General features: G+C 49.8%; 18 protein-coding genes. 10 read left to right on the top strand and 8 right to left on the bottom strand.

Annotated elements, in window-relative coordinates:
- Window positions 1–16 precede the first annotated feature (16 nt).
- Both Pan161_RS19010 and Pan161_RS19005 read right to left on the bottom strand, forming a co-directional pair.
- Window positions 17–1,666 carry a LamG domain-containing protein gene (locus Pan161_RS19010; protein ID WP_145229809.1) on the bottom strand — a complete coding sequence of 550 codons (1,650 nt, stop codon included), beginning with the start codon at window positions 1,664–1,666 and terminating at the stop codon, window positions 17–19.
- Complete coding sequence (locus Pan161_RS19005) at window positions 1,663–2,190, bottom strand: sigma-70 family RNA polymerase sigma factor (RefSeq protein WP_145229807.1); 528 nt, start codon at window positions 2,188–2,190, stop codon at window positions 1,663–1,665. Before Pan161_RS19005 ends, Pan161_RS19010 begins: the two co-directional genes overlap by 4 nt.
- Before the next feature lie 437 nt (window positions 2,191–2,627).
- Between Pan161_RS19005 and Pan161_RS19000 the strand changes: the two genes are divergently transcribed.
- From Pan161_RS19000 to Pan161_RS18980, 5 genes are all read left to right on the top strand, one after another.
- A complete protein-coding gene (locus Pan161_RS19000) occupies window positions 2,628–3,866 on the top strand; it encodes a beta-ketoacyl-[acyl-carrier-protein] synthase family protein (protein WP_232103311.1) in 1,239 nt (412 codons plus the stop codon).
- A gap of 324 nt (window positions 3,867–4,190) precedes the next feature.
- Entirely contained in the window at window positions 4,191–4,454 is a 264-nt protein-coding gene (locus Pan161_RS18995; protein ID WP_002646333.1) for an acyl carrier protein, read from the top strand.
- 21 nt (window positions 4,455–4,475) lie between these two features.
- On the top strand, window positions 4,476–5,861 hold the full coding sequence (locus tag Pan161_RS18990; RefSeq protein WP_145229803.1) for a phytoene desaturase family protein: 1,386 nt from the start codon (window positions 4,476–4,478) through the stop codon (window positions 5,859–5,861).
- A gap of 245 nt (window positions 5,862–6,106) precedes the next feature.
- Window positions 6,107–7,534 (top strand): phytoene desaturase family protein, encoded by a 1,428-nt coding sequence (locus Pan161_RS18985; RefSeq protein WP_145229801.1) that lies wholly within the window; start codon window positions 6,107–6,109, stop codon window positions 7,532–7,534.
- Between the two features lie 46 nt (window positions 7,535–7,580).
- Window positions 7,581–8,006, top strand: a complete 426-nt coding sequence (locus Pan161_RS18980) for a 3-hydroxyacyl-ACP dehydratase FabZ family protein (RefSeq protein ID WP_145229799.1) — start codon at window positions 7,581–7,583, stop codon at window positions 8,004–8,006.
- Window positions 8,007–8,012: 6 nt separating this feature from the next.
- On the opposite strand, the gene Pan161_RS18975 is transcribed toward Pan161_RS18980, so the two are convergent.
- On the bottom strand, window positions 8,013–9,296 hold the full coding sequence (locus Pan161_RS18975; protein WP_145229797.1) for an outer membrane protein assembly factor BamB family protein: 1,284 nt from the start codon (window positions 9,294–9,296) through the stop codon (window positions 8,013–8,015).
- A gap of 174 nt (window positions 9,297–9,470) precedes the next feature.
- Window positions 9,471–9,980, bottom strand: a complete 510-nt coding sequence (locus Pan161_RS18970; protein ID WP_197995410.1) for an FxsA family protein — start codon at window positions 9,978–9,980, stop codon at window positions 9,471–9,473.
- Window positions 9,981–11,164: 1,184 nt separating this feature from the next.
- On the opposite strand from Pan161_RS18970, the gene Pan161_RS18965 reads away from it, so the two are divergent.
- From Pan161_RS18965 to Pan161_RS18955, 3 genes are all read left to right on the top strand, one after another.
- Entirely contained in the window at window positions 11,165–12,445 is a 1,281-nt protein-coding gene (locus tag Pan161_RS18965) for an efflux RND transporter periplasmic adaptor subunit (protein WP_145229793.1), read from the top strand.
- Between the two features lie 11 nt (window positions 12,446–12,456).
- Window positions 12,457–15,891, top strand: coding sequence for an efflux RND transporter permease subunit (locus Pan161_RS18960; protein ID WP_145229791.1), 3,435 nt, complete (start codon window positions 12,457–12,459; stop codon window positions 15,889–15,891).
- 505 nt (window positions 15,892–16,396) lie between these two features.
- Complete coding sequence (locus Pan161_RS18955; protein ID WP_145229789.1) at window positions 16,397–17,845, top strand: TolC family protein; 1,449 nt, start codon at window positions 16,397–16,399, stop codon at window positions 17,843–17,845.
- A gap of 242 nt (window positions 17,846–18,087) precedes the next feature.
- On the opposite strand, the gene Pan161_RS18950 is transcribed toward Pan161_RS18955, so the two are convergent.
- Window positions 18,088–19,149, bottom strand: a complete 1,062-nt coding sequence (locus Pan161_RS18950) for a hypothetical protein (RefSeq protein ID WP_145229787.1) — start codon at window positions 19,147–19,149, stop codon at window positions 18,088–18,090.
- 296 nt (window positions 19,150–19,445) lie between these two features.
- Here Pan161_RS18950 and Pan161_RS18945 point away from each other — a divergent pair, with 296 nt between their 5' ends.
- Window positions 19,446–20,891, top strand: a complete 1,446-nt coding sequence (locus Pan161_RS18945) for a glycoside hydrolase family protein (RefSeq protein WP_145229785.1) — start codon at window positions 19,446–19,448, stop codon at window positions 20,889–20,891.
- 16 nt (window positions 20,892–20,907) lie between these two features.
- Here Pan161_RS18945 and Pan161_RS18940 read toward each other — a convergent pair whose 3' ends face one another.
- Both Pan161_RS18940 and Pan161_RS18935 read right to left on the bottom strand, forming a co-directional pair.
- Entirely contained in the window at window positions 20,908–21,333 is a 426-nt protein-coding gene (locus Pan161_RS18940) for a hypothetical protein (RefSeq protein WP_145229783.1), read from the bottom strand.
- Window positions 21,334–21,380: 47 nt separating this feature from the next.
- Window positions 21,381–22,127: a phosphatase PAP2 family protein gene (locus Pan161_RS18935; protein WP_145232752.1), complete on the bottom strand. Its 747-nt coding sequence runs from the start codon at window positions 22,125–22,127 to the stop codon at window positions 21,381–21,383.
- A 134-nt stretch (window positions 22,128–22,261) separates the two neighbouring features.
- Here Pan161_RS18935 and Pan161_RS18930 point away from each other — a divergent pair, with 134 nt between their 5' ends.
- Entirely contained in the window at window positions 22,262–23,146 is an 885-nt protein-coding gene (locus Pan161_RS18930; RefSeq protein ID WP_145229780.1) for a DUF1853 family protein, read from the top strand.
- A gap of 44 nt (window positions 23,147–23,190) precedes the next feature.
- Here Pan161_RS18930 and Pan161_RS18925 read toward each other — a convergent pair whose 3' ends face one another.
- On the bottom strand, window positions 23,191–24,231 hold the full coding sequence (locus tag Pan161_RS18925; RefSeq protein WP_145229778.1) for an LVIVD repeat-containing protein: 1,041 nt from the start codon (window positions 24,229–24,231) through the stop codon (window positions 23,191–23,193).
- Window positions 24,232–24,247 lie beyond the last annotated feature (16 nt).

Below are 24,247 nucleotides of genomic sequence, written 5' to 3'. Positions count from 1 at the left end.
TGGTGAGAGAAATCAATCAGGAATTCGGTTTTCCCGACTGGTACAACTGCAATATTTCGTCAGGAGATAACGCGCGACCGAACAAAGCGAATTCATCCAGACGTCCGTTTAAGCTACGGATGGAATGTGTGTCCGTATGTTCTTGCGGTCGCCAGTTGCCGATTTCCGCAGGGCCAATCACCAGAGGGATCGGGGTATCAATTGTGTGATGACTGACTGCCACGCCATCCAGGTAATGTACGACTTCCCGTTTCTGGTGGTCATAAACGGTCACCAGAAAGATCCAGCGTCCCAAATCAGTAGGCTGCAGCACGACGGGAGAGAAGTAGTTCTTGCCGGGGCCGGTTTTGACTCCCAGGATCATTTCGCCTTTGTCGCTGAGCTGCCAGTGTGGGTTGCCGGGATTGTATCCGTCCGTCAGCATTAATGAACTGAGCCAGCGATCGAAGCCTTCAATGCGGACCCAGGCCATGAAGGTCAGCGACTGGTATTCTCCGGGAATGTGAGTTCGTACCCGGTCGCTGGTCCGTTTAAATTCCAGACCGCGTTTTTGTGGCCAGCGTCCCGAAGTCCACTGACAGCCGACGATGGCTCCATTGGTAGACGATGAAGGTTTTTGCCGGCTTTTGTTATTGAGCGTACGCAGCCAGTTGGATGTCTCTTCAAAATCGTAATAGGCGATGATCGAAGGATCGGTCTTCAGAGTGGCATTCTGTTTCTGCCAGCGCTGGAACTGCCGTGCCTGCTGCTGTTCAACCAGTTGTGACAGTTCTTCCGGGTTGATTAAAGGCAGGATGGCTTCTTTGAGAAGATCAACCGTGCCTTGCTGATCGAACTGCACACCTTCGCCGGTGGTTAAACTTTGAATGTTTGCTGGTGTTGTCTGACTGTCAGTCGAATGAAGTTCTACCTTGCCGTCGATGACTTGAACCTGACCACTGCCGGACTGATCCAGTGAGAGGGTAAATTCTGTTCCCAGATCGACGACGTTCAACTTGGAAGTTTCCATCGTGAAGCCGTGTGCCTGTTCGGGGACAGAGGCGCGTACTTTTCCAAATTGGCAGAATGCTTTAAGTGGTGAGATGAGATTTACCGCAGCCGGGCCTTCGATGAGAATCGAAGCACCACTGATCAGTTCAACCTGAATCGTACCCTGTTTCAGTTTCAGCCAGCCGGCAGAAAGGCCGGCACCGGCCTGCAGATTACGGTTGGTATCCCATTCGACGCCGACTGCTTGTGTTAGCAGGGCAATATGGTCCGTCTGGGGTTGAGAGGTTTCGTCGGCTGGTTGATCAATTGGTGATTCTGCAATCACAGGCGAAGAATTTGGTCGAGTATTCCACCCGACATAGTAAGCCAGTGAGAGCAGGAGCGATGCAGCGATCAGTGAAGAGAACAGCATCAGTAGAAAACGGGGGGATCTCAGACGGGATGGATGAGCTTCTGATACAGAGTGAGGAATCCAATCTGCAGGTTCTGTTGTTTCGTTTGCCCAGGTGGAGAGGCCGTTATGCACCTGCATGTAGTCGATATACAGCTGACGCTGTTCAGGATCAGAGGTAAGCAGCTGTTCCAGTTCTGCCTGTTGCTCATCGCTGATCGTGCCCTGCAGGAAGGCGTCAATCAAGAGAATTGTCTGGTTGTCAGGTGTGGGTTTCTGGTTCATGATCCCATCTCCGCGGAGTGGTGTGTCTGTTGCATGCAGTCCATGATCCTTAAGCGTAAACGCGAGAGTTTTTTATAGAGTGCATCACAGGAACGTCCCGTCTGTTCTGCTACTTCTTTAATGCTGAGGTCGCCGTGATAGCAGTCTTGGATGAGTTTGCGGCTTTCAGCATCCAGTTTCTGAATACAGTGCTGCAAAATTCGTTGTCTGTGTTCAGCTTCGGGCAATGCCGTTGACTGTTGTGCTGCGATGAGCGAGAGGATTTCGTCAGAAAAATAGTGACGATCCCGGCTCTGGACCCGTTGAAAGTTTTTCACTTCATAAAAGGCGATCCCGCAGGCCCAGGAGGAAAAACTCTGTGTTTCGTCGAATGAATCCCATTTTCTCCACAGTACCAGGCAGGTTTGCTGAAACACATCGTCCGCATCATTTTGATGAGGCAGTAAGGTTCCAATAAAGCCTCGAATCAGGCTGTGATGCCGAGCCAGCAGGGAAACAAATTGTTCATGTGGGATCTGATTCATGGTGATGACTATGTTTCAAATTGTGTTTCCAATGACAGTTCCATACTGATATTCGTACGCCCAGATTAAAATCGGACGGCGAGAAAATCTTTTTTTGGAACTCGTTCCTGAATTAGATCGGAAAGACGTCTGTAAGTCTGCCAGAGGTGTGGGCTTATGGCGTCTGGTTCTAAAACGATCATTTTGAATGAGTCTCTGTTTTATGAAGAGTAATCTTCTCATGTTTCACTATACAGAAATGTTACCAGAACTGTCGTTGATTCTATTACGAATCGCAAATCTGAATTGCTGCGCCACTTGCGAGTTTACAGTAGAACGGGTAATCTCCTTGGGTTAATATTTATCAATTCTACTACCGGCCGCTGCGGCCGAGTGGCTTATGAACCTTCGTTGCATTAATAAATCGATCAGAGTGGTATAAATCCATGCAGGCATCAATGGATGATCAAAGCAGAATTGTCATTACAGGGATCGGTTTAACCGCTCCGAATGGCAATAATCTGGATGAATTTCGTCAGAGTCTACTGGCAGGTCGTTCGGGAGTTGTGGACTACAACATCCGCTATATGGGAGATGTACTCGCCGGCGTCTGTAATTTTGATGAATTACGCTACCAGAAACGAAAAGAAGTCCGCCGCGGAACGCGTGCCGGCTCTATTGCTGTGTACTGTGCGAATGAAGCAGTCAATCAGTCTGGTCTGGACTGGGAAAATGTAGCCCGTGACCGGGTCGGCGTTTATCTGGGAATTACCGAACATGGGAATGTTGAGACTGAAAATGAAGTCTACGAAATTTCTCAGTTCGATTATGATACCAAAGTCTGGTCGCATCATCACAACCCGCGGACCGTCGCAAATAATCCAGCCGGTGAAGTGACTCTCAATCTGAAGATAACCGGTCCGCATCTGACGTTGGGTGCTGCCTGTGCTGCAGGGAATGCCGGATTCATCCAAGGCGTACAGATGCTGCGGTTGAATGAGGTCGATATGGCCTTATGTGGCGGGGTTTCTGAGAGTATTCACACATTTGGGATTTTCGCCAGCTTCCAGAGCCAGGGAGCTCTGGCTGTCCATGAGGATCCCACCAAAGCCTGTCGCCCCTTTGATGTCAAGCGGAACGGGATCGTTGTTGCAGAAGGCGGCGCCGTCTGTATGTTAGAGCGTCTGCCTGATGCATTGGCCCGCGGCGCCACAATTTACGGCGAAATTATCGGTTACGCGATGAATTCCGATGCCAGTGATTTTGTGCTCCCCAATGCCACTCGACAGGCAGAGTGCATTCATCTGGCACTCAAACGGGCTGGTTTAAAGCCTGAAGATATTGATATTGTCAGCAGCCACGCCACGGCAACGCACCAGGGAGATATCGAAGAAGCTAAGGCGCTTGCCAGTGTATTTGGCGATTGTCCCAATCTGGCAATCAACAATACCAAGAGTTTTATCGGACATGCGATGGGAGCTGCCGGCGCGCTGGAAATGTTGGGAAATCTACCCGCATTCGAAGACGGGATTGCCCATGCCACACTGAATCTGGATGAACTGGATCCGGAATGCAAATTGCCTCAACTGGTTCACAATACACCACGCCAGATGGAAGGTGTGGAATGTATTTTGAATAACTCGTTCGGAATGCTGGGAATCAATTCGGTTCTGATCGTTAAAAAATATTCTGCCTGAATAGACTGTTCAACGACAATCCATCGCGCTATAACGGCCGTAGGATCTTCTGCTTAAGAAACAGTGTTCACCCATCGTAAATGACGATTACAAATGGATTTTCTGAAAAACTCTGCTTTATCCGGGCCTGAGTCGGTTTAAATCCAATATTAGATCGGGTTATAGTATTCCTCTTGAGGGGCGGGTTTTTCGGACCCGGCTTCTAGCGGGCAGGTTCTTGGTTTGTTATAAGGGGCTTCCCCTACCGGGTTTTCCCGTGATATTTGTGAGCTTCGCTGCACGAAATTGACGTTATTGGATTTTTAGAAAGTTTGGAGTTTCTGCATGGCGCCGGAACAAATCAGATCGGTAATCTTGGATATCTTGTCTCGTATTGCTCCCGATGAAGATCTATCGGATCTGGACGATAGCGTTCCTTTCCGGGAACAGATGGAACTGGACAGTATGGATTTTCTGGATATCGTCATGGAGTTACGCAAACTCTATCGTGTACAGATTCCCGAAGAAGACTATGGTGAACTGGTAACAATGGACAGCACTGTCACCTACCTGACACCACTCTTGAAGGATGCGGAAAGCACCGTCTGAATCCCGTAATATCCCTCCGCCATGACCTACGATTCAATCATTATCGGTGCCGGCCTGTCTGGGCTGGCCGCTGGAATCCGGCTGGCTTATTATGGGAAGCAGGTCTGCATTCTGGAGAGGCACACTACGATTGGTGGCCTGAATTCCTTTTATCGACTGCGCGGCCGTAATCATGATGTCGGCCTGCATGCGGTAACTAATTACTCGCCTCCCGGCGGGAAACGCGGACCGCTGAATAAGATTCTCAGGCAGCTCCGTTTCAGCTGGGAAGACTTTGATCTCAGTCCCCAGTTCGGTTCGTCGGTCGTTTTTCCCGGACACACTCTGCGGTTCAATAACGAGTTCGCATACTTCGAAGCTGAAATTGCAACGCAGTTTCCGAGTCAGGTTGACGGCTTTCGCCGTCTCGTTGCTGAGATCGACACCCATAACATTGGCGATTTGGGACAGACCTGGATTTCCGCCCGGGCCCGGATGGCAGAACATATCTCTGATCCACTGTTAATCAACATGCTGCTCTGCCCGCTGATGTTTTATGGCAGCCCGTCAGAGCATGACATGGATTTCAATCAGTTCGTGATCATGTTCCGCAGCATCTATCAGGAAGGCTTTGCCCGTCCCTACAAAGGTGTGCGGTTGATTCTGAAAAACCTGGTGAAAAAATTCAAATCGCTGGGAGGCGAACTTAAATTACGAGCAGGAGTACAGCAGCTTGTCACTGATGGCAAGCACGTTTCAGGCGTGGTACTCGACGATGGGCAGGTCCTTGAGGCAAAAAACGTGCTGTCTTCGGCGGGATCGGCAGAAACGCTGCAAATGTGCGGGGCAGAGATTCCTGTGGATGATCGATTTACGCCCGGGGAAATTTCATTTGTTGAAACCATTTCTGTTCTCGATCAGCAACCGGCAGAGTTCGGCCACAACGAGACGATCGTGTTCTATAACGATTCTGAAGACTTTTACTACGAACAGTCAAAAAATCCGGTCGATGTTCGCAGCGGAATTATCTGCTCACCCAATAATTTTGAATACGATCAACCGCTGGAAGAGGGTTCGATCCGTATTACCGCGTTGGCGAATCCGAGTTACTGGATGAATCTTCCGGAAGAAAAATATATCGAAGCCAAAAAGTACTGGTACGATCAGATCCTGGAATCCTCAATGCGATTTATTCCTGACTTCCGTTCGCATGTGATCGACGTTGATACCTTTACTCCGCGAACCATCAAAAAATTCACCGGGCACATTAATGGGTGTGTTTACGGAGCCCCACAGAAAATCCTGGATGGCACGACTCCCTTTGATAATCTCTTCCTCTGCGGTACGGATCAGGGGTTTCTGGGAATCATTGGTTCAATGCTCTCTGGAATCAGTATTGCGAACCTGCATTTACTGAACACCAGGTAAACAGGCCAGGCTGTGATGCTGCTGTACCCTTGCTTCATAGTATGGCAAAAAGACACGGTTATTGGCATTCGTTGCAGACGAATTGTCACACTTTTGTCACAGCATCCTGATTTACTGCGGTTTAGTAGACAAAGCCCCTGTTTTTCGATAAACAGGAGATGCAAAAACTTGCCATTCATGCAGGCACAGTGAACTGTCGCTGTCCCCTTTTTTCTCTGCTACACTCAATTCGACGCTGAAATATTATGGCCAAAGATTTTCTGAAAGACACTCAAGACGAATATGATGTCATTGTGATCGGCAGTGGTCTGGCAGGCATGACCTCTGCCAACATCCTCGCCCGCCAGGGATATTCTGTACTGCTCCTCGAACATCATTACCAGTTGGGCGGAATGGCTACCTGGTTCAAACGCCAGAATGGTCATATCTTTGATATTTCTCTGCATGGCTTTCCGTATGGAATGCTCAAGAGCTGTCGAAAATACTGGACCCAGGAAATCGCCGATTCCATTGTGCCTCTGCGTGGTGTCCGTTTCGAAAATCCGCAGTTCTCACTCGAAACGACATTTACCCGAGAAGATTTCACGCAGCTGCTGATTGAAAAGTTCGGCATTGAACCTGAAACTGTCAAAAACTTTTTCGATACCGCCCGCAAGATGAATTTCTTCGATGATCAGGGTAAAACAACCCGTGAACTCTTCGAAGAATTCTTCCCTGGTCGCGACGATGTCGTCCGCCTGCTGATGGAGCCGATTTCCTATGCCAACGGATCCACGCTGGAAGATCCCGCGATCACTTATGGAATCGTGTTTTCCAACTTCATGCAGAAAGGCGTCTACACCTTCCGTGGTGGTACAGACCGTCTCGTAAAACTCATCAAAGCCGAAATGGAAAAGAACGGCGTTGATGTGCGAATTCGATCACAGGTAGAAAAAATCGAAATTACTCCTGATCGACGTGTGACCGGTGTTGTGGTTAATGGAAAACGAATCGGCTGCAAAGCGATCATGTCGAATTCGAACATCAAGGGTACAATTCTCAATCTGGTCGGCGAAGAACACTTCGATCCCGAATTCATCGAAGAGACCAAAGCCGTGCGACTGAATAACAGCAGCACCCAGGTTTATATCGCCCTCAAACCGGGTGATGAGCTCAATTTCTGCGGTGACCTGCTGTTCCATTCCGAGCATAACGGCTTCGATATCAAGGCGATGCTCAGTAAAGAAGTCAGCAGTCGTACGTTTTCATTCTACTATCCGGAAACGCGTCCCGGCAGCGATCGTTCTTTGATCGTCTCTTCCACCAACGCGAACTTCAGTGACTGGGCCGACCTCCCGGAAGCACAGTACGAAGCCGACAAGAAGCATCTGATCGAAACCACGCTTGACTGTCTCGAACAGTATGTACCCAATGTCCGTGACCGCGTGGATCATCTGGAAGCATCCACGCCGCGTACATTCCAGCGGTATACGCAGCATCTCCAGGGGGCTTCGTTTGGCACCAAGTTTGAAGGACTCAAAGTCAGCAAGGAACTGCCCGAGCAGATCGAAGGCCTGTATCACGCCGGTTCAGTGGGGATTATCATGTCTGGCTGGCTGGGGGCTGTGAATTACGGCGTGATCGTCAGTAACGATGTCGATAAATATCTGACTCCCGCTGCCGCCCGCATTTAATTCTCGCTGAATCTGACTTTAAACAAATACGAAACGGAATGTTCTCGTGAATCTGGATGATATCAAAGCCTGTATTCCTCACCGCGAACCATTCTTGTGGCTCGATGAAGTCGTCGCGCTCGAAGCAAACAGCATCCATGCCCGCAAGTTTGTCGCGCCTGAAATCGATATCTTCCAGGGACACTATCCCGATCATCCGGTTCTGCCGGGGGTGATTTTGTGTGAAGCTGCGATGCAGGCCGCTGCCGTCTTCATTGCGAAAACGGATGCACCTGAAGCGGGTAAAGTGCCTGTCGCGACCCGCTTGAACAACACCAAGTTCCGCCGCATGGTCAAGCCGGGAGAAACGATCGACATCCAGGTGACGCTGACCGAAAAGCTCGGCGGCGCTTACTTCTTCACCGGGAAAATCTCGGTGGGAAAAGAAACCGCAGTCCGGCTCGAATTCGCTGTTACCGCCGCCGATGGTTGAATCTTACTACTGTGCTGACTGATCTTCGATTCGATACAGGAAATGCTCAGTTCGCAGAATCAGCGACTTGCCTGCCACAGCCAGTGAAGCGACACAGCCTTCGTCCAGCTTATTGGCGGCCAGTTCCTTGTATTCTTTCCCGGGGATGAATACCCGCGTCACGCCTTCGCGATCCGGTGCGTAGATCTTACCGTCTGCATAAATGGGAGACGCGGAAAACGAACTGCGGTCCATGCGTTCTTTCCAGACCTCATCTCCTGTCTCTGCATCCAGGCAGGTCGCGATTCCCTTGTCATCGATCATGAACAACAGACCGTCAATCAGTAGTTGTGAAGGCTTGGAAGGGATGCCTTTCTGTTCGATCCACTTCACATGCGAGTCCGTCACGTTTCCGTTGCCACCCGGGTTGACTGCATACAGATGGGCTTTACCGAACCCGGTGCCGACATAAATCTTCTCCCCATCAAACAACGGACGATTGGCAGCGGAATGCTGCGGGTAATAAAACTTCCAGTATTCATCTCCTGTCAGCGGGTTGTAGGAGATGGTTGCTTTCGCTGCAGGGCTGATCAGCTGCACGCGTCCTTCATATTCAATCACACGAGGAGTGGCAAATGCTTTTTTGGAGTCGCCATTCTTTGTACCGTACTCAATGTCCCGGTCTTTTTTCCAGACTTCTTTTCCCGTCTCTTTGTTCAACGCGACAATGTACTGGTAGTCGTAACCATCATATTGCAGGATCAGCAGGTTCTGATAAATGATGGGTGACGAACCAGCGCCCCGCCAGTGATTGCAGGGATAATCGCGTCTTTCCCATAAAACTTTCGCGGTCTTCGTATCCAGACACGCTGTACCATACGCGCCGTAATGCACATAGATCCGACCATCTTCAATGATCGGTGTACTCGAGGCGTGTGAATTACTGGGATCAATATACTGGGGCTTTTCGACATCAAAAATTTTCTTGTCATGCAGAATCTTTCCGGTCTTGAAATCGACGCAAACGACACCCAGCTCTTTACCATCCTTGGTTGAAGTGGTGACCCATACCTGGTCCTTCCAGACCACAGGAGAGGACCAGGATCGCCCGTGCACCGGAGTTTTCCAGACGATATTTTCTTTCTCACTCCAGGTGGTTGGCAATCCGGTTGCCTGCGATGTGCCATCGGCGTGTGGGCCACGGAACTGATTCCAGTGTGGTTCTTCTGCTGTTACCAATGATGCTGACGTCATCATCACAGCCAGGAGACAGACAGTAGGGAACAGAGATCGTAAGTGGAGCAGGGCCATAGCAGATTCCTGAATTGAATAATAAACAGCGGGTAGGCAAGCAGGAGTTGTTCGGCGGCGTTGGATCACCACAGAATCAGCGGACAATATCTAAAGGAAGTTAACATGTAGACACAATGATCTGTCTGTTTTCGATTATAAGAGCCGTCCCCCCTGATGCAATTGTAAAGCTGGTTATTCTGGTTCTGAAGAATCTTTACGAGTGAACTCCACATCGATGATATCTTCTTCTGCGGCAGTCTGACTGGGACCCGTCGATTGCTGAAAATCCTGAAAATGGGTTCCACTGGTATAAAAAGTATTCTGCGAACGGACCTGTAACAGTGCCCGTTGTTTGAGCCATTCTCCGACCCGGACTTTCAGTATTTCGCGAACGGGAGGAATCAGCAGGGCAAAACCGACCATGTCAGTCATGATGCCTGGCGTGATGAGAAACGCACCGGCAATAAGAATCATCAGTCCGTCCAGCAGCGCGCTGGTAGGAGGCTGTCCTTGTACCATATGCTGTTGAATTTTCCGCCAGGCCTGCGACCCCTGTTTCCGCGCCAGCCAGGCGCCCAGAATTCCCGTCACCACAACCAGGCCAAAGGTTACTACTGGACTGGTCAGCGAACTGAACCAGAGCAGCAGCCACAGCTCGGCGAGAGGGATAATCGTGAACAGAAGAAACAGTCGAAACAGCACAGTCAGTCACCGGCGTTAAAGGAACAGGATACGAGGCATCGTCTGATATTCTATACCAAACTGTAACGGCTGAACATACCCACCTGTAGAATCGCTGTCGATACACTGCGGGGATTTTCCAGCATCTTGATTTCAGACCCGTTTTCAGTTCTTCACCACTGCCCGATATTCACTACATAGATTCGACTTGATCCCGCGGTGCCTTCCAAGAAACTACGCAGATAAGCGTCGCGCGCGTCGCCTTGAATTTGATCTCTGATCATCGGCCAGACGTAGTAAAATCAGCACTATCATTGCTACTTGTATGAAAGCATATTTCCATTTCTGAGGAAGCAGGAGTTCCTGTTGAGCACTATTTATCAAACCTGTTTCGAACACTTGAAAGACACACTCCCGCCTGTTTTGAAAAACAATGGACCTGAATTGAGTCGATCTCGCGCCGGACCTGATCGATATTCTCATCCAACTTCTCAAAACCAAACCTCTCTAAATCAGAATAGCCAGTTAGAGCGACGGTTTGCTGCCAGTCGGCAAATAAAACCATCCCGACTGAGCAGAATGCTGCTGGATCGCATCACATTTTACCATCGTATTTCAAATGCTATTACGTTCGGTCCAAATGTCCCCGGAGACGCTGCAGTAAAACGGGACACTCTCTAGCGATCAGAGGTGAACAAATCCGAAAGAAGTTTCGGCCTAGTGAAGCATTTTCCCTTCGGCGCCCGGTGAGAGATCCTACCAGAAATCTACGTGGTGCCTGCAGCTGCATATAAGATCACAGTTTAGATGTCTTCCACATTTGGTCTGCAGATTTCTGGTGGCAGGACATCGTCCCCTGCCATTCCTCAGAAAAAAACAATGCAAGTCACCTCATTTCAGGACCTGCATATTTTTGCGTTACTTCGTGCAATAAGTTGCGTTTTTGAGTGCAAGATCTTGCACGAAAACTTCTTCAGAATCGAATTTTTTCCCGGATATGATCAGGGAAAGCACTGCAAGAATAAATAATTCCCGCATAAAAGCTCCTGTAATTCAAGGCTGAAATAGGATTGGGAAGAGCGTACGTCAATTATTTTTATTAAGTGGTATGTAGATTGCGTTTGAGATGATTATTCATTCCTTTTTATTGTCCTCGGTAAATGCTCCCGTACTGGACATGGAAATCCACCTGCGAGAATTACACTATGCAACTCTCACCGCTCTCGGCTATCAGTCTGATGCTCCTCACTCTTTCTCTACCCGCCTGTTCCAAACTGGAAGGGCATAGCGCTGTAGAGCATCATGAAGAGCATCCACAACACAAAATTGTTGTCACCAGTCCAATGGCTAAGGATGTGATCAGCACCCAGCAATATGTCTGCCAGATCCATTCGTACCGTCATATTGAAATTCGAGCTCTGGAGAACGGGTATCTTGAGGAGATCCCGGTTAAGGAAGGGCAGCTGGTGAAGCAGGGGAGTACGATGTTTACAATCTTGCCCACACTTTATCAGGCAAAGCTAAATGCCGAAAAAGCCGAAGTTCAGCTCGCTCAAATCGAATACGATAACACGGAAAGGTTGTATCGGCAGAATGTGGTAGCAAAACCGGAGGTCGCTCTTGCTAAGGCTAAACTGGCAAAGGTGACGGCCAATATGCAGCTGACACAGGCCGAGCTGGACTTTGCGACGATCAAGGCCCCATTCGAAGGCATTATCGATAAACAGCATCATCAGCAGGGTAGCTTGATCTCAGAAGGTGATATTCTTACGACATTGTCTGACAACAGCGTCATGTGGGTTTACTTCAACGTACCTGAAGCACGTTATCTCGAGTATAAAGCTGACCCAAACCGGGATGATATTAAAGTAGAACTCCAGTTAGCAGATGGCTCCCGATTCCCTCAGGTTGGCAAAATTGGTGCGATAGAGGCCGATTTTAATAACGAGACCGGGAACATTTCCTTCCGTGCAGATTTCCCCAATCCGAATGGCCTGTTGAGACATGGTCAGACCGGGAACATTTTGCTCAGTCGCGTTATCAAGGACGCGATCGTGATCCCTCAGCGGGCAACTTATGAAATTCTCGCCAAGAAATACGCTTATGTTGTTGGAAAAGATGATCTCAAGGAACACATGGCAAAAGCTGAGAATCATACAGCAAATCATGAGGCGAAAGGGCACGCTGAGCACGGAGAAAAACATGCTGCAAAGAATGCCGAAAAGCATGAAGTGAAACATGCGGAGAAACATCCCGGAAAACATGAAGGTGAGCATGCCGGCGAACATGGTATCGTGCATCAGCGTGAAATCGTAATCTTAAAAGAGCAAGACGACATATTCCTTGTTAAAGAAGGTCTCGACGTGAACGACAAGATCATTCTTGAGGGGATCCAACAGGTTCGCGATGGAGAGCAGGTGAAATACGAGTACCTGGCTCCCGAAAAAGCTCTTGCTGTTGAGAATCTGAAATTCGCCGCTGAATAGGAATCCCCGCCATGTTTGCAAAATTTCTTCACAGGCCTGCCTTGGCCATTGTGATTTCACTGCTCATCCTGTTCATGGGTGGGCTGGCGATCGGCACATTGCCGATTTCGCAGTTTCCCTCGGTCGCGCCGCCGAGCGTGCGGGTCTCGGTTTCTTATCCTGGCGCCAGTGCCAAGATCTTAATCGACTCAACGATGGTGATCCTGGAGCAAGCTATCAATGGTGTCCCGAATATGCGTTACATGATGGGCGACGCTACCAGTGCCGGGGAAGGAACGATTCAGATCGTCTTCGAGCCAGGTACAGATGCAAATGTGGCTGTCATGAACGTTAATAACCGGGTCAATATGGTCAAGAACCAACTCCCTCCCATCGTGGAACGGGAGGGAATCATCGTCATGCAGAACATGACAAGTATGCTGATGTATGTGAATATTTTCAGTAAGGATCCTAACGTCGACCAAAACTTTCTGTACAACTACGCCACAGTCAACGTACTGAATGAGATCAAGCGGATCCCCGGCGTAGGTCGAGCCACTATTCTCGGTAACCGCTCGTACGCCATGCGCGTCGAACTGAACCTGGATCGCATGCGGGCCTATAAAGTCGACGCCGAAGAAGTGATGGAGGCGCTCAACGAACAGAGCATGATTGGTTCACCCGGCCGACTTGGGCAAGCGACGGGCCAGACGTCTCAAAGCCTGGAATACGTACTCACCTGGGTGGGACGTTATAAAACACCGGAGGAATACGAGCAGATCATTTTGAAGTCGAATCCCAACGGCGAGATCTTACGTCTGGGAGACGTCGCTCAGGTTTCACTGGGTTCTTCTTTCTACGATCTTTACTCGGACATCGATAGCTTGCCTTCGGCGGCCATCGTGCTGAAGCAAACCCCTGGCTCCAACGCTGCCGAAGTCATCAAAAAGGTCAAGGCGAAGGTGGCAGAGATTAAGCAGGAATCGTTCCCTCCGGGTATGGACTATGCGGTTACCTATGACGTTTCCCACTTTCTGGACGCGTCCATCGAAAAGGTGCTGCACACCTTGTTTGAGGCCTTCATCCTTGTTTCGCTGGTGGTCTATCTATTCCTGGGGGATTTTCGCAGTACCTTGATCCCAACCTTAGCGGTTCCCGTATCGTTGATCGGTACGTTCTTTTTTATGTTGATGTTTGGAATGTCGATCAACCTGATCACACTATTTGCCTTAGTGCTGGCCATTGGGGTCGTGGTGGACGATGCGATTGTTGTGGTCGAAGCAGTGCATGAAAAAATGCACACAAAACACCTCGGTCCTTATCAGGCAACCCGGGAGGTCGTGCATGAGATCAGTGGCGCAATTATCGCCATTACGCTGGTGATGACTGCAGTGTTCATCCCGGTAACCTTCATGACCGGGCCGGTCGGTGTCTTCTACCGTCAGTTTGCCCTCACGATGGCCATGTCCATCGTGATCTCCGGTGTGGTCGCTTTATCACTTACGCCGGTTCTCTGCGCTATGATTCTCAAGCCCCTTAACAGCAAGGAACAACGCGGCTTGATTGCTTTGGTTAACCGTGGTATCTCGAAGGTCGCAGGGCGTTACGCCCCTATTTTGCGCGGCCTGCTAAACGTCGTTCTCGGTCTCGGTGTAGGTGTTGGTGTCTACGTTATGCTACACAATAAGCTAATACACGAGGTGATATCCGAGCAAGTCGCGTTGAATGAGACGAAGCTGCAGGTTATTGCCGGTATTGTGGCGGTGGTAGCTATCTTATCGTTCCGAGCGGTGTTTTCGGGAAGCGACGGGAGCAAGAAGGTGCGGGGCCCGCTGGGCATCTTTTTGCATCTATTCGACCGGGGCGTCGAAAAAGTGACGAGTGGTTACGCCGCCATCCTGGGACTGATCATCACACGACGCTTGCTGACCATGGTCGTCATTGGGGCCTTTGGTTATGGCATTCTGGTCGTAAACCAGGTGCTGCCCACTGGCTTTATTCCCCTGGAAGACCAGGGCATGATCTACGGCATCGTTCAGACACCTCCAGGTTCGACGCTTGAATACACTAACTCCAAATGCCACGAGCTGCAGGCGATCTGTAAAAAGATGGACGAGATTACCTCGGTCTCCTCCATCGCCGGTTATGAGGTTTTGACCGAAGGCCGCGGCTCCAATGCGGGAACGTGTATTATCAACTTGAAGCCTTGGGCTGAGCGCGAGCTGACGTCGAAGGAGATCATCGAGGAACTGGAGAAAAAAGGGACAGAGATCGCCAATATTAAATTGGAGTTTTTTGAGCCACCTGCGGTCCCGGGTTTTGGTGCAGCCGGGGGGTTCTCGGTGAACCTGCTCGATAAGACCAATAGTGGCAACTACGAAACACTTGGAAAAGTGACCGATACCTTCATGGCGGCTTTGTCCAAACGCAAGGAACTCAAGGGATTGTTCACATTCTTTGCTGCCAACTATCCGCAGTATGAAATCGTGATCGACAATGACGTGGCCATGCAAAAAGGTGTGTCGATCCGTGATGCCATGGACAATCTCTCCATTGTTGTCGGGAGTACCTGGGAGCAAGGCTTTGTCCGCTTCGGGCAGTTTTACAAGGTGTATGTGCAGGCCGCACCCGAGTTCCGGCGGTACCCCGAGGATTTGTCCAATATGTTCGTAAAAAACGACCGTGGAGAAATGGTCCCCTACTCTTCGTTCATGAAGATTAAGAAAAAGCAGGGGTTGAATGAGATCAGTCGCTACAATTTATATCCCACCGCTCCGATTCAAGGCGCTCCAGCGAAGGGCTACAGCAGTGGTGAGGCGATCGCGGCCATCCAGGAAGTCGCCGCCCAGACGCTGCCACACGGCTTCGACATCGGTTGGCGTGGCCTGGCTTATGACGAAGCCGGAGCAGGGAATACGGCGATCTATATCTTTTTAATCGTGGTCGTCTTTGTGTACATGGTTCTGGTGGGACAATACGAAAGTTTTATCCTGCCGCTGGCAGTCATCGTCTCATTACCCGTTGGGCTGTTCGGATCGTTTCTGTTCCTGAAAGGTATGGGGCTGGCAAACGATGTTTACTGCCAGATTGGTCTGGTCATGCTGGTGGGGTTACTGGGTAAGAATGCGATTTTGATCATCGAGTTCGCCGTCCAGCGCCGCCATGAAGGTTTGAGCATCAAAGAGGCTGGCATCGAGGGAGGACGACTTCGCTTCCGACCGATTCTGATGACGTCGTTCGCTTTTATCGCCGGTCTGATTCCATTGGTACGTGCGACTGGTCCCGGGGCAATTGGTAACCGCACGATTGGTTCGACGGCAGTGGGGGGGATGCTCATGGGGACGTTAATCGGAGTCCTGGTGATTCCTGGTCTTTACTACCTGTTCGCCAAAATGGCGGATGGGAAAAAACTGATCAGGGACGAGCATGATGAACCTCTCACTGAGTTATTCGAACGCGATTCTTAAGCAGTATGCAATACCGACGCCTGAGTTGATTTTAATTGGATCAGTCGTCGTGAATCACTTCGTATACGAAGCGAAAATCGCTTGAAATACAGGAATATCTCCCCCATTCTCGTTGGTAACTCAGTGCTGTCTGGTCAGCTATTCTGTTCGGATTCTCCAATCACTGTAGAATTCCAGCTTGCCATGAAATCAAATTAAGTTGATCCCAATCTCAGGTCGAATTAAGAAGTAACCGTGATTGTCTCGACATGCATCTGAATCTGCCGCCAAAACAAGGACATGAACTGACAATCCACACAATAAATCCACAAGGATAGTGGTTGGTAACCAGGAACTTAATATTCTGGTCAAAGTGTCAAGGATTAGGCAGATGAAGTTTTCAGTGAGATATTCCACCTCTCTCATTAAGAGGCTCGCTTTTTGGCCTGCGGTCATTTCGTCTCTGTTGCTTTTGCTCACGTCATGCAAAATTCCCTGTCTTCAAGATGCGGATGAAGGACCGGGAATGCCCGACACCTTCAATGGCAGTTACGACGAAACAAACTCAGCGGAACTTGAATTCCGGGTGCTGTTCGACGACCCCATGCTGTCGGCTTTGATTGACCAGGCGATGGTGGATAACCAGGAGTTGAAAATCCTGGCTCAGGACATTGATATCGCCAACAACGAGGCATATGCCTGGACAGGGTCGTATCTGCCTTTCCTCAATTTGAGGGCGGGCGCGGATATCAATAAACCAGGCCGCTATACCCGTGCCGGTGCTGTTGAAGATCAACTGCAGATTGCTCCAGGTAAAGCTTTTCCTGAGCCACTGCCCAATTTCCTGCTCGCAGCCGATATCTCCTGGGAGATTGACATCTGGAGAAAGCTGCGGAATTCCAGGGACGCTGCTTCGCTACGCTACCTGGCTACCGATGAGGGACGAAACTACATCACGACACGTCTGGTCGCCGAGATTGCAGAGAATTATTATGAACTGCTGGCGCTCGACAAACGGTTGGAGACGTTAGATATTACGATCGGACTGCAGGAACGAAGTCTCGAGGTTGCCAAGGCAAATAAAAAAGCAGCGCGCGGCACAGAGCTGGCGGTTCAGCGTTTCGAAGCAGAGGTTCGCAAGAACCAGAGTGAAAAGCTGATCATCCAGCAGAGGCTGATCGAAACAGAAAACCGGATTAACTTTCTCGCTGGTCGATACCCGCAGCCTGTTGAACGCAGACTGGTGGATTTCTTCGAGCTTAATATGCATACCATCAGTATTGGTGTCCCTTCACAGATGTTGAACAACCGTGCCGACATTCGCCAGGCAGAACGCGAGTTGCAGGCGGCGGGACTAGAAATACAAGTTGCCCGGGCACGCTTCTATCCTTCACTGGTATTGAACGCCGGGGTGGGGTATTCGGCTTTCAATCCCCGCTATCTGTTTATTACGCCGGAATCCTTAGTATACAATGCCATCGGCGAACTCGTGGCTCCGGTAATCAACAGAAGAGCCATCAAGGCAGATTACCTGAATGCGAATGCCCGACAGTTGCAGGCGGTTTACAAATACCAGCGTACTGTTTTGAATGCCTTCACCGAAGTGGTGAACCGCATCAACAAAGTAGAAAACTACGGCAAGAGCGTTGAAATCAAAATGCAGCAGTTGAAAGCACTTGAAACATCGGTCGATGTTGCTGACAAGCTGTTCCAGAACGCCCGCGCCGAATATGTGGATGTGCTGCTGGCACAGCGTGACCTGCAGGATGCTAAAGTGGTTTTGATCGAAACCAAACAGCAGCAACTGGCTGCCATCGTAAATACATATCAGGCCATTGGTGGTGGCGGTGTGAGACCAACATACGATTCGGGCAGAGTCACTATCTCAGACGAACAATCTGTGCCACCAATGCTGGATGAGGGTGTGCCACCGGCAGTGGATGGGGTTGTGCCACCGATGCTCGAAGAAGAGTGAAGTATGTATCGCTTAACATTGAGTGGGCTTTCATGTGAAATGATACCCAGAGGTGTTGTGTCTGGGGCGATAGCATGTTCACTTGTGGATTCAATGTTCGGTCTTTAGTAGATAGACTCTGATACCTGGTCGGCCCGAAGGAATTATTATTTAGGTAACCAACCTCATACCTGAAGATCCAGTTTTTGAACTCCCTGTTGATTGATCTGTTAAAGAGCAGACCATTTTTTAATGTTCGAGAATTAATTTCCCCGATAACTGCTTTTCATTACCGTATCTGGAGGGAATTCAAGTCTGGTAAAGATGTCTTCAGGTAATTGCGGGTTCAGTTCGACATCCTGGGTGGCATACTCTCTGTGCCAGTATCGTTGCTGCCGATTTTCCTTGATGATGATAAAAACATTGTTCTCGTCCTGGTGTGCTTTGTGAGGAAACCAGACACCAGGGCGTATTTCCTGCCATGTGTCAACGATGGAATCTGATCGGGGGATCGTATCTGACCTGTGACTGGGAAAACTCAATTTGCGCACAGGAATCAGGTTCCGTCCTTGCGCCAGCCACAATTCGTGCCGCGTAAGCAGGCTACCGTTGTCTTTGACGAGTTTAATACTGAGTCGAATGCACTTAAAACCAGCGAACTTCTCTTCGTCAAGGATTTGAACCTGAATCTGTCTGTCGCGAGTTTCATATGCTGCGCCAGGAGTTGCCGCGATCGCTGCTGGCCCTTTGAGGAACGTCGACAATGGAACATAAGGGCCTCTGTCGAAGAACAGAAACATATGAGGTCGGACCAGATTCGAAACCTGCGGCGGTTCATCTGTGATTTCACCAGAGTGATGCTTTATGGGTTTTCCATCTTTCCTGGCTGTCGTTAAATCAATACTCGAATAACTGCGAAAGATATCTCCATCATAAACCTGCATGCGTTTCATCACTCCTGTATTCGAATGCATCCTCAATTCTTTTTTTGGCGGAGCAAAATATTGGATCTGAAATCGTCCCCGTTTTGATTCCTCTTCACGATACTGATTTCCATGTCGGAAAAGCATCGTTTTGGTCACATGGCGAATTTGTTGATCGGCCTCTTTGCGTTCAGGAAGCATTTCATTCACGCTGGTAACGTCGAGTTTTAGATTCGCATACAACTTCTCGTGCTGCTCAATTTCTTCGATCAAATTCTGCAGTGCGGTTGGGTTTTCTTGCGCATTTACTGTTGTGGTATGTAGAAACAGGCACGCAAGCAACACGGTCTGAAACCGGAATGCACATGCGGGTTGATTCGTCAGTGTATTTGTCAGCAGCATACAGCGGTTCCTGTTCTGATTGGATACCTGGTCAAAGAATTGCGAATGACTTTCCTGTGTCCTATCTTAACGGTTAAACTACTACCTTCGAAAATAAAAAATCAGATTCACTCAATATCGTCACAAATATTATTACCGGTCCAGATAACCTCGATCCCCTCGGATACATCTTCACCATGAATTATGACCTGAAACAGCCTCGACTTTCCTGCTTCTGTTTAGCGTTTGTGATCCTCTTGTTTTTAAATTATGTGTCTGACTGCAAAGCAGACGGAGAGCGTGCAGGCGTCATCCAGATGAGTTCAGGGCGCCATTTATTTCTGGACGAACAACTGGTCGATTCTGAAATGACTGAGCACGTGAAACGACAGTTCAATCCTCCTCACTCCCTGCGTCGCGTACTCAAACCTGAAATGACATGGGAAGCACTGGGGTTCATTTTTTATTGCAGCGTGATCGATCATGACGGGACGGCGATGCTGTATTACGGTGCCTATGATGGCGAAAAACGAAAACACTTCTGTCTGGCGACCAGTGAGGATGGCTTATCCTGGAAACGACCTGAGTTAAAATTGAGCGACTATCAGGGATCGAATCGCAATAATATCTTCCCGTTTGAAGCGGTCGAAGCGGGCGTATTTATGGATCCGCACGCGCCTGCGGACAAACGGTTTCGCCTGCTGCACAATCGGCACTGGCCTGATCCCGCGCGGGCCGGCGTCTATCTGTCATCTTCTGCGGAGGGGATCAATTGGACCCAGTCTGACCTGCGTCTGCTGCCTCGCGTTCCTGACAGTCAGCCTTCCGCATGCTGGGATCCGAAAACACAGCAGTATGCGATTTATCTGCGGGCCTGGGATCCCAAACGTTCGATTGGTCGTGTAGCTGTCAAAGACATCGAGGTATCCTGGGCTTACGATGATCGTGTTTCTCCTCTACATGTCTGGGGCAAGAAAAAAGTAGCAACGATCAGCCGTGAGATTCCGATTGTGATGCGGCCCGATGACAGTGACCCCGAGAATGTGCAACTTTATACCAGTAATGTCTTCCGTTACCCGTGGGCAGAGAACGCGTATTTTGCTTTTCCGGCAGCTTATTTTCTGTATCAGGGCTCTCCATTGAAAGACCGCGCCCTGAATGGCAACGATGGAACCTTTGATGTGCAACTCGCAGTCAGCCGCGATGGCATTCACTGGGACCGTCAACGGGATGCCTGGATTCAACCAGATTATGTAGACGGCGTTCAACTGCAGTTGGTCAGTATGGGCACGGGGATGATCCGCCGAGCTCGCGAACTGCATCAGTACTTTGTTGGCTGGCCGCATACACATGGTCGTCCGGTCGTCTGGGATCGTGATCTGAAAAATCGCGTGGAATGGCTGAAACGCGATCTGGGAGGCATCTACTGCGCCACATCGCGTCTGGATGGATTCGTATCCATGGATGCCGGCAATCTACCGGGGACGCTCACTACTCTACCGCTGGTAGTGACAGGCAGTCAGTTGAAACTAAACATAGACGTCGCCGGAACTGGTATTGCTACCGTGGCGGTTCTGGATGCGGCTGGCACCGCGATCCCTGGATTCACCGTCGCTGACTTCACAGCGATTCACGCAGATTCTGTTGACTTCCCCGTGAAATGGAACAGCGGTCACGAATTGAAAGAACTGTCTGGCAAGCCAATCCGCCTGCAGTTTCGGATGCGGAATACGAAACTCTATGCGATTGAATTCACAGAATGAATAGGTCTGGACACGCTCAAACTTCTTCGGCGTCTGCTTCGATGGTCAGCAGATCGAGAAATGATAGAAAGTGATCCGCCACGAAATATTCCTCTGTCGAATCATCCAATCCCAACCCTTCCAGTAGGATCTGGAAGTCCTGATTCACGATAATCGTGGGCGTATCGTATTCCATATGATACGCCAGTATCCAGCGTTTGCCGACTTTGAAGGGACGGCCAAAGAACTGAAACGATTCGACGGGATCAAATAAAGGCTCTAGATCCAGTAGCAGCGGTTCGGGAAGTTTAATGCCGAAGCTGTTATAAGAGTTTTTATCCGGAAAATGTGTTGCGTAAAACTGCTGAGCGGCATTGCTGCTGAGCGGACCAAAGACTTCACCAAAATTCAGCGGTTTGCGTTTAAACCAGTTCCAGAAAACCATAACAGTTGTCTCACTCACTTGTGATTATTTTTAGAACGACATTTGCAGGGTTTGCAGATTCGAAGTCACTTCGAATTAGGCTCAGGTTCTTCCTCATCATCTTCAATCTTATTACGATTCTGCAGCCAGCGGGCGATGCTCCAGCAGAACAGGGCCCAGCTGAGCCCTGCGATCCAGCCGGCGATGACGTCAGTCGGGTAATGCACTCCCAGATAAATTCGACTCAGGCCGACCAGTATGGACAGCAGAATCGCCACACTGAGCACATAAACTTTCAAAATCGTCCGTGGTATGACTGATGCCAGTAATGCGCCCAATGTGAGATAAATCACGGCAGACAGCATGGAGTGGCCGCTGGGGAAGCTGCTGGTGTAGACGTGGGAAAGGTGCGGCACCACATCGGGCCGTGGTCGGCTGATAAAATGCTTGAGCAGGGAACTGAGCAGCAACCCTCCCAGAGCGGCTGCCAGCAACAGCGCGATCACGCGCGGCTTTTTTTCGATACACAGATAGCCCGCCACGATTACCGTAAACAACACCAGCGCAGCCACCCCGCCAAACGCGGTCAGGTCGCGGCCCATTTCCTGTACCCAGACCGGCCCGATCGGAGTCGCCGGATCATCCGCTTTGCGTAATGATCGAATGACCCACTTGTCAAACGCCTGCGTTTCCTGTTCAAGTACTTCATCGGCAATTTCGATAAAGGCCCAGGTGGAAACAGCAAAACCCAGGCAGACCAGCAGTAGCAGCGGTTCTCGACCTTTCAGCCAGTTAAGAGCTCTACGAAGGAATTCCAGAATTTGCTGATGCATCATTTCGACTCAGTCATTTCACTGCAGGTTTATTCCAGGAGCAATGAACGCGCACGTTTTCTCATGTCTGTACTGATCAATATTCCGTTTACTGTGATTGGTTATTTTATGCGAAACTGTTTAAACTGGGAACAATGAATCAAAAAAAGTCCGACTCAATCCAGCATGATCTCTATAAATCACAGTCACTGCGTGACCTGCACTGGGTCATTACCAGCGCCTCTCTGATTTCGGACTCGAGTCAAGATCCCCATAGATCGGAGGACCAGGACCTGTCGCTGATTAGCGAACAGGAACTGACGGAGTTCCTCGTGCCTTATTCCCGCTTCCGTGTAGGCCAGTACTTTGAAGGCCTGGTATTATACTGGCTGGAACGGATTCGCCGCTTAAAGATTGTCGCGCAAAATCGACAGTTGTTTGTTGAGAACCAGACGGTTGGTGAAATCGATTTCCTGTTTGAAGATGAAGCGGGGGAGTTGACTCACTGGGAGACGGCTGTGAAATATTATCTGCATTATCCCGCTGAAAATACGACCGGCAGCCATTTTATCGGCCCTAACGCCAAAGACAACTTTGAAAAGAAGTGCAGACGGTTGCTCGAATATCAGCTGCCTTTGAGCGAAACGCATTTCCCTGAAGTCACGCGGCGTGTGGCGTTTGTCAAAGGCATCATTTTTTACAATCCTCATCTGGCAGCACCCACCCCACTCCCGGAGCGGATGTCACCTGCACATGAAAAAGGCGTCTGGTTATATTGTTCTGAGCTAGACTGGCTCAAAACACAGTACAGCGAGGCTGTTTATCAGATCCGGGAAAAACCGGACTGGTTGTCCCCTGCTGTCAGAGAGCCGGGTATTGAGAAGTTATTGACCTTCTCTGAACTCAAACGAACTCTGGATGTTCATTTTCAGAAAGGGGACCGACCTTTGATGATCAGCGTACTGAAACAAACGCAGAATGACTGTCGGGAGATTGAGCGTTTATTCGTGGTAGCTGAGAACTGGCCGGAGCAGACATAAGACTTGATAAGAGACCGAGCGATGTCTGATGCTGATGATACAGCCTACTTCCTCTCCAGCATCTCGCGGTTCAGAACTACCAGACTGTTCCCTTCCCGGGAAGCGACATACAGCAGGGGACCTCGCACCGCGACGCCATAGGTTTTCTTTAACAGCTCGGAATCATGATATACTGTCAGAAATGCGGGTTGAGCCGGATTTGAAAGGTCGACGACCGCAATGCCGTCTCCCTCCACCATCGGCAGGTAAGCGCGATTTTCTGAAACCACACAGCGATTGGGTTTGCCCAGTCGTCTGTCGAGCAGTTTGGCCTGCAGGTCAGGGGCCGCTGGATTGGTGAGGTCGAAAACAAAAAACGCGTTGCGGTCCCAGTTGACAGCGTAGAATTTCTGACCAGCGATCTGGCCACTGGCGTGCCCCATATCGGGACCGAGTATCTCTTTGATGAGTCGCGGCTGGGCAGGATCTTTGATATTTACAACCGCCAGTCGATTCTGTTTGCCGAAGATCGTGCCCACGTAGGCATAATCGGCGTGGAGCGTCACGCTGAACGGACCATCGTTTTCCGTCGTGACGATCACGGAACCCATGACTCGTGGCTGTTTCGGGTTCCGCACATCAACAATAAACAGTTTCTTCTCGTGAAGATTGGGAATAAAACAGAAACCGTTCCGGTAGGCTGCTTTATAGAGCACTCCTTTTTCGCCGACAGGCACCGACCCCAGCAGCTGTAGCGATTTCTTATCGGAAGCATCTAATATCAGCAGCCGATGACTGCTCATGGAAGTCACATAGATTCTGTTTCCATGTATGGCAAAACCGGCCGCTTCCCCCAGCAGGGGATGTGTGAAACTGGAAACAACAGCTGGATGCGCAGGATCTTTAATCGAACAGACGGTCAGCCGCTTCCCTTCGCGACAGGGTAAATAAGCATAATCCCCTTGCAGAAAGACATCCTCAGTTCCCCGCAACCGGATGTCATCCACCAGTTGCCCCACGACAGGAGAGGGAGGCACAGCGAATACATATCCTGATATGATCAGACTGCAAAAAGTAAAGGTAGCGATAAACAGCCTGTTATGCATTGATCAAGTTCCTGAC

The organism is Gimesia algae, from assembly GCF_007746795.1.
Taxonomy (GTDB): Bacteria; Planctomycetota; Planctomycetia; order Planctomycetales; family Planctomycetaceae; genus Gimesia; species Gimesia algae.
Note: the sequence above shows the minus strand (reverse complement) of the source record. Positions and strands in the feature narration are given on the sequence as shown.

Excerpts from the sequence above, each read along its gene's own strand:
- Pan161_RS18925 (WP_145229778.1), bottom strand. The coding sequence starts at position 24,231 with ATGCATAACAGGCTGTTTATCGCTACCTTTACTTTTTGCAGTCTGATC.
- Pan161_RS18930 (WP_145229780.1), top strand. The coding sequence starts at position 22,262 with ATGAATCAAAAAAAGTCCGACTCAATCCAGCATGATCTCTATAAATCA.
- Pan161_RS18985 (WP_145229801.1), top strand. The coding sequence starts at position 6,107 with ATGGCCAAAGATTTTCTGAAAGACACTCAAGACGAATATGATGTCATT.
- Pan161_RS18960 (WP_145229791.1), top strand. The coding sequence starts at position 12,457 with ATGTTTGCAAAATTTCTTCACAGGCCTGCCTTGGCCATTGTGATTTCA.
- Pan161_RS18975 (WP_145229797.1), bottom strand. The coding sequence starts at position 9,296 with ATGGCCCTGCTCCACTTACGATCTCTGTTCCCTACTGTCTGTCTCCTG.
- Pan161_RS18995 (WP_002646333.1), top strand. The coding sequence starts at position 4,191 with ATGGCGCCGGAACAAATCAGATCGGTAATCTTGGATATCTTGTCTCGT.
- Pan161_RS19010 (WP_145229809.1), bottom strand. The coding sequence starts at position 1,666 with ATGAACCAGAAACCCACACCTGACAACCAGACAATTCTCTTGATTGAC.
- Pan161_RS18955 (WP_145229789.1), top strand. The coding sequence starts at position 16,397 with ATGCCCGACACCTTCAATGGCAGTTACGACGAAACAAACTCAGCGGAA.
- Pan161_RS19005 (WP_145229807.1), bottom strand. The coding sequence starts at position 2,190 with ATGAATCAGATCCCACATGAACAATTTGTTTCCCTGCTGGCTCGGCAT.
- Pan161_RS18990 (WP_145229803.1), top strand. The coding sequence starts at position 4,476 with ATGACCTACGATTCAATCATTATCGGTGCCGGCCTGTCTGGGCTGGCC.
- Pan161_RS18950 (WP_145229787.1), bottom strand. The coding sequence starts at position 19,149 with ATGCTGCTGACAAATACACTGACGAATCAACCCGCATGTGCATTCCGG.
- Pan161_RS19000 (WP_232103311.1), top strand. The coding sequence starts at position 2,628 with ATGGATGATCAAAGCAGAATTGTCATTACAGGGATCGGTTTAACCGCT.
- Pan161_RS18945 (WP_145229785.1), top strand. The coding sequence starts at position 19,446 with ATGAGTTCAGGGCGCCATTTATTTCTGGACGAACAACTGGTCGATTCT.
- Pan161_RS18935 (WP_145232752.1), bottom strand. The coding sequence starts at position 22,127 with ATGCATCAGCAAATTCTGGAATTCCTTCGTAGAGCTCTTAACTGGCTG.
- Pan161_RS18965 (WP_145229793.1), top strand. The coding sequence starts at position 11,165 with ATGCAACTCTCACCGCTCTCGGCTATCAGTCTGATGCTCCTCACTCTT.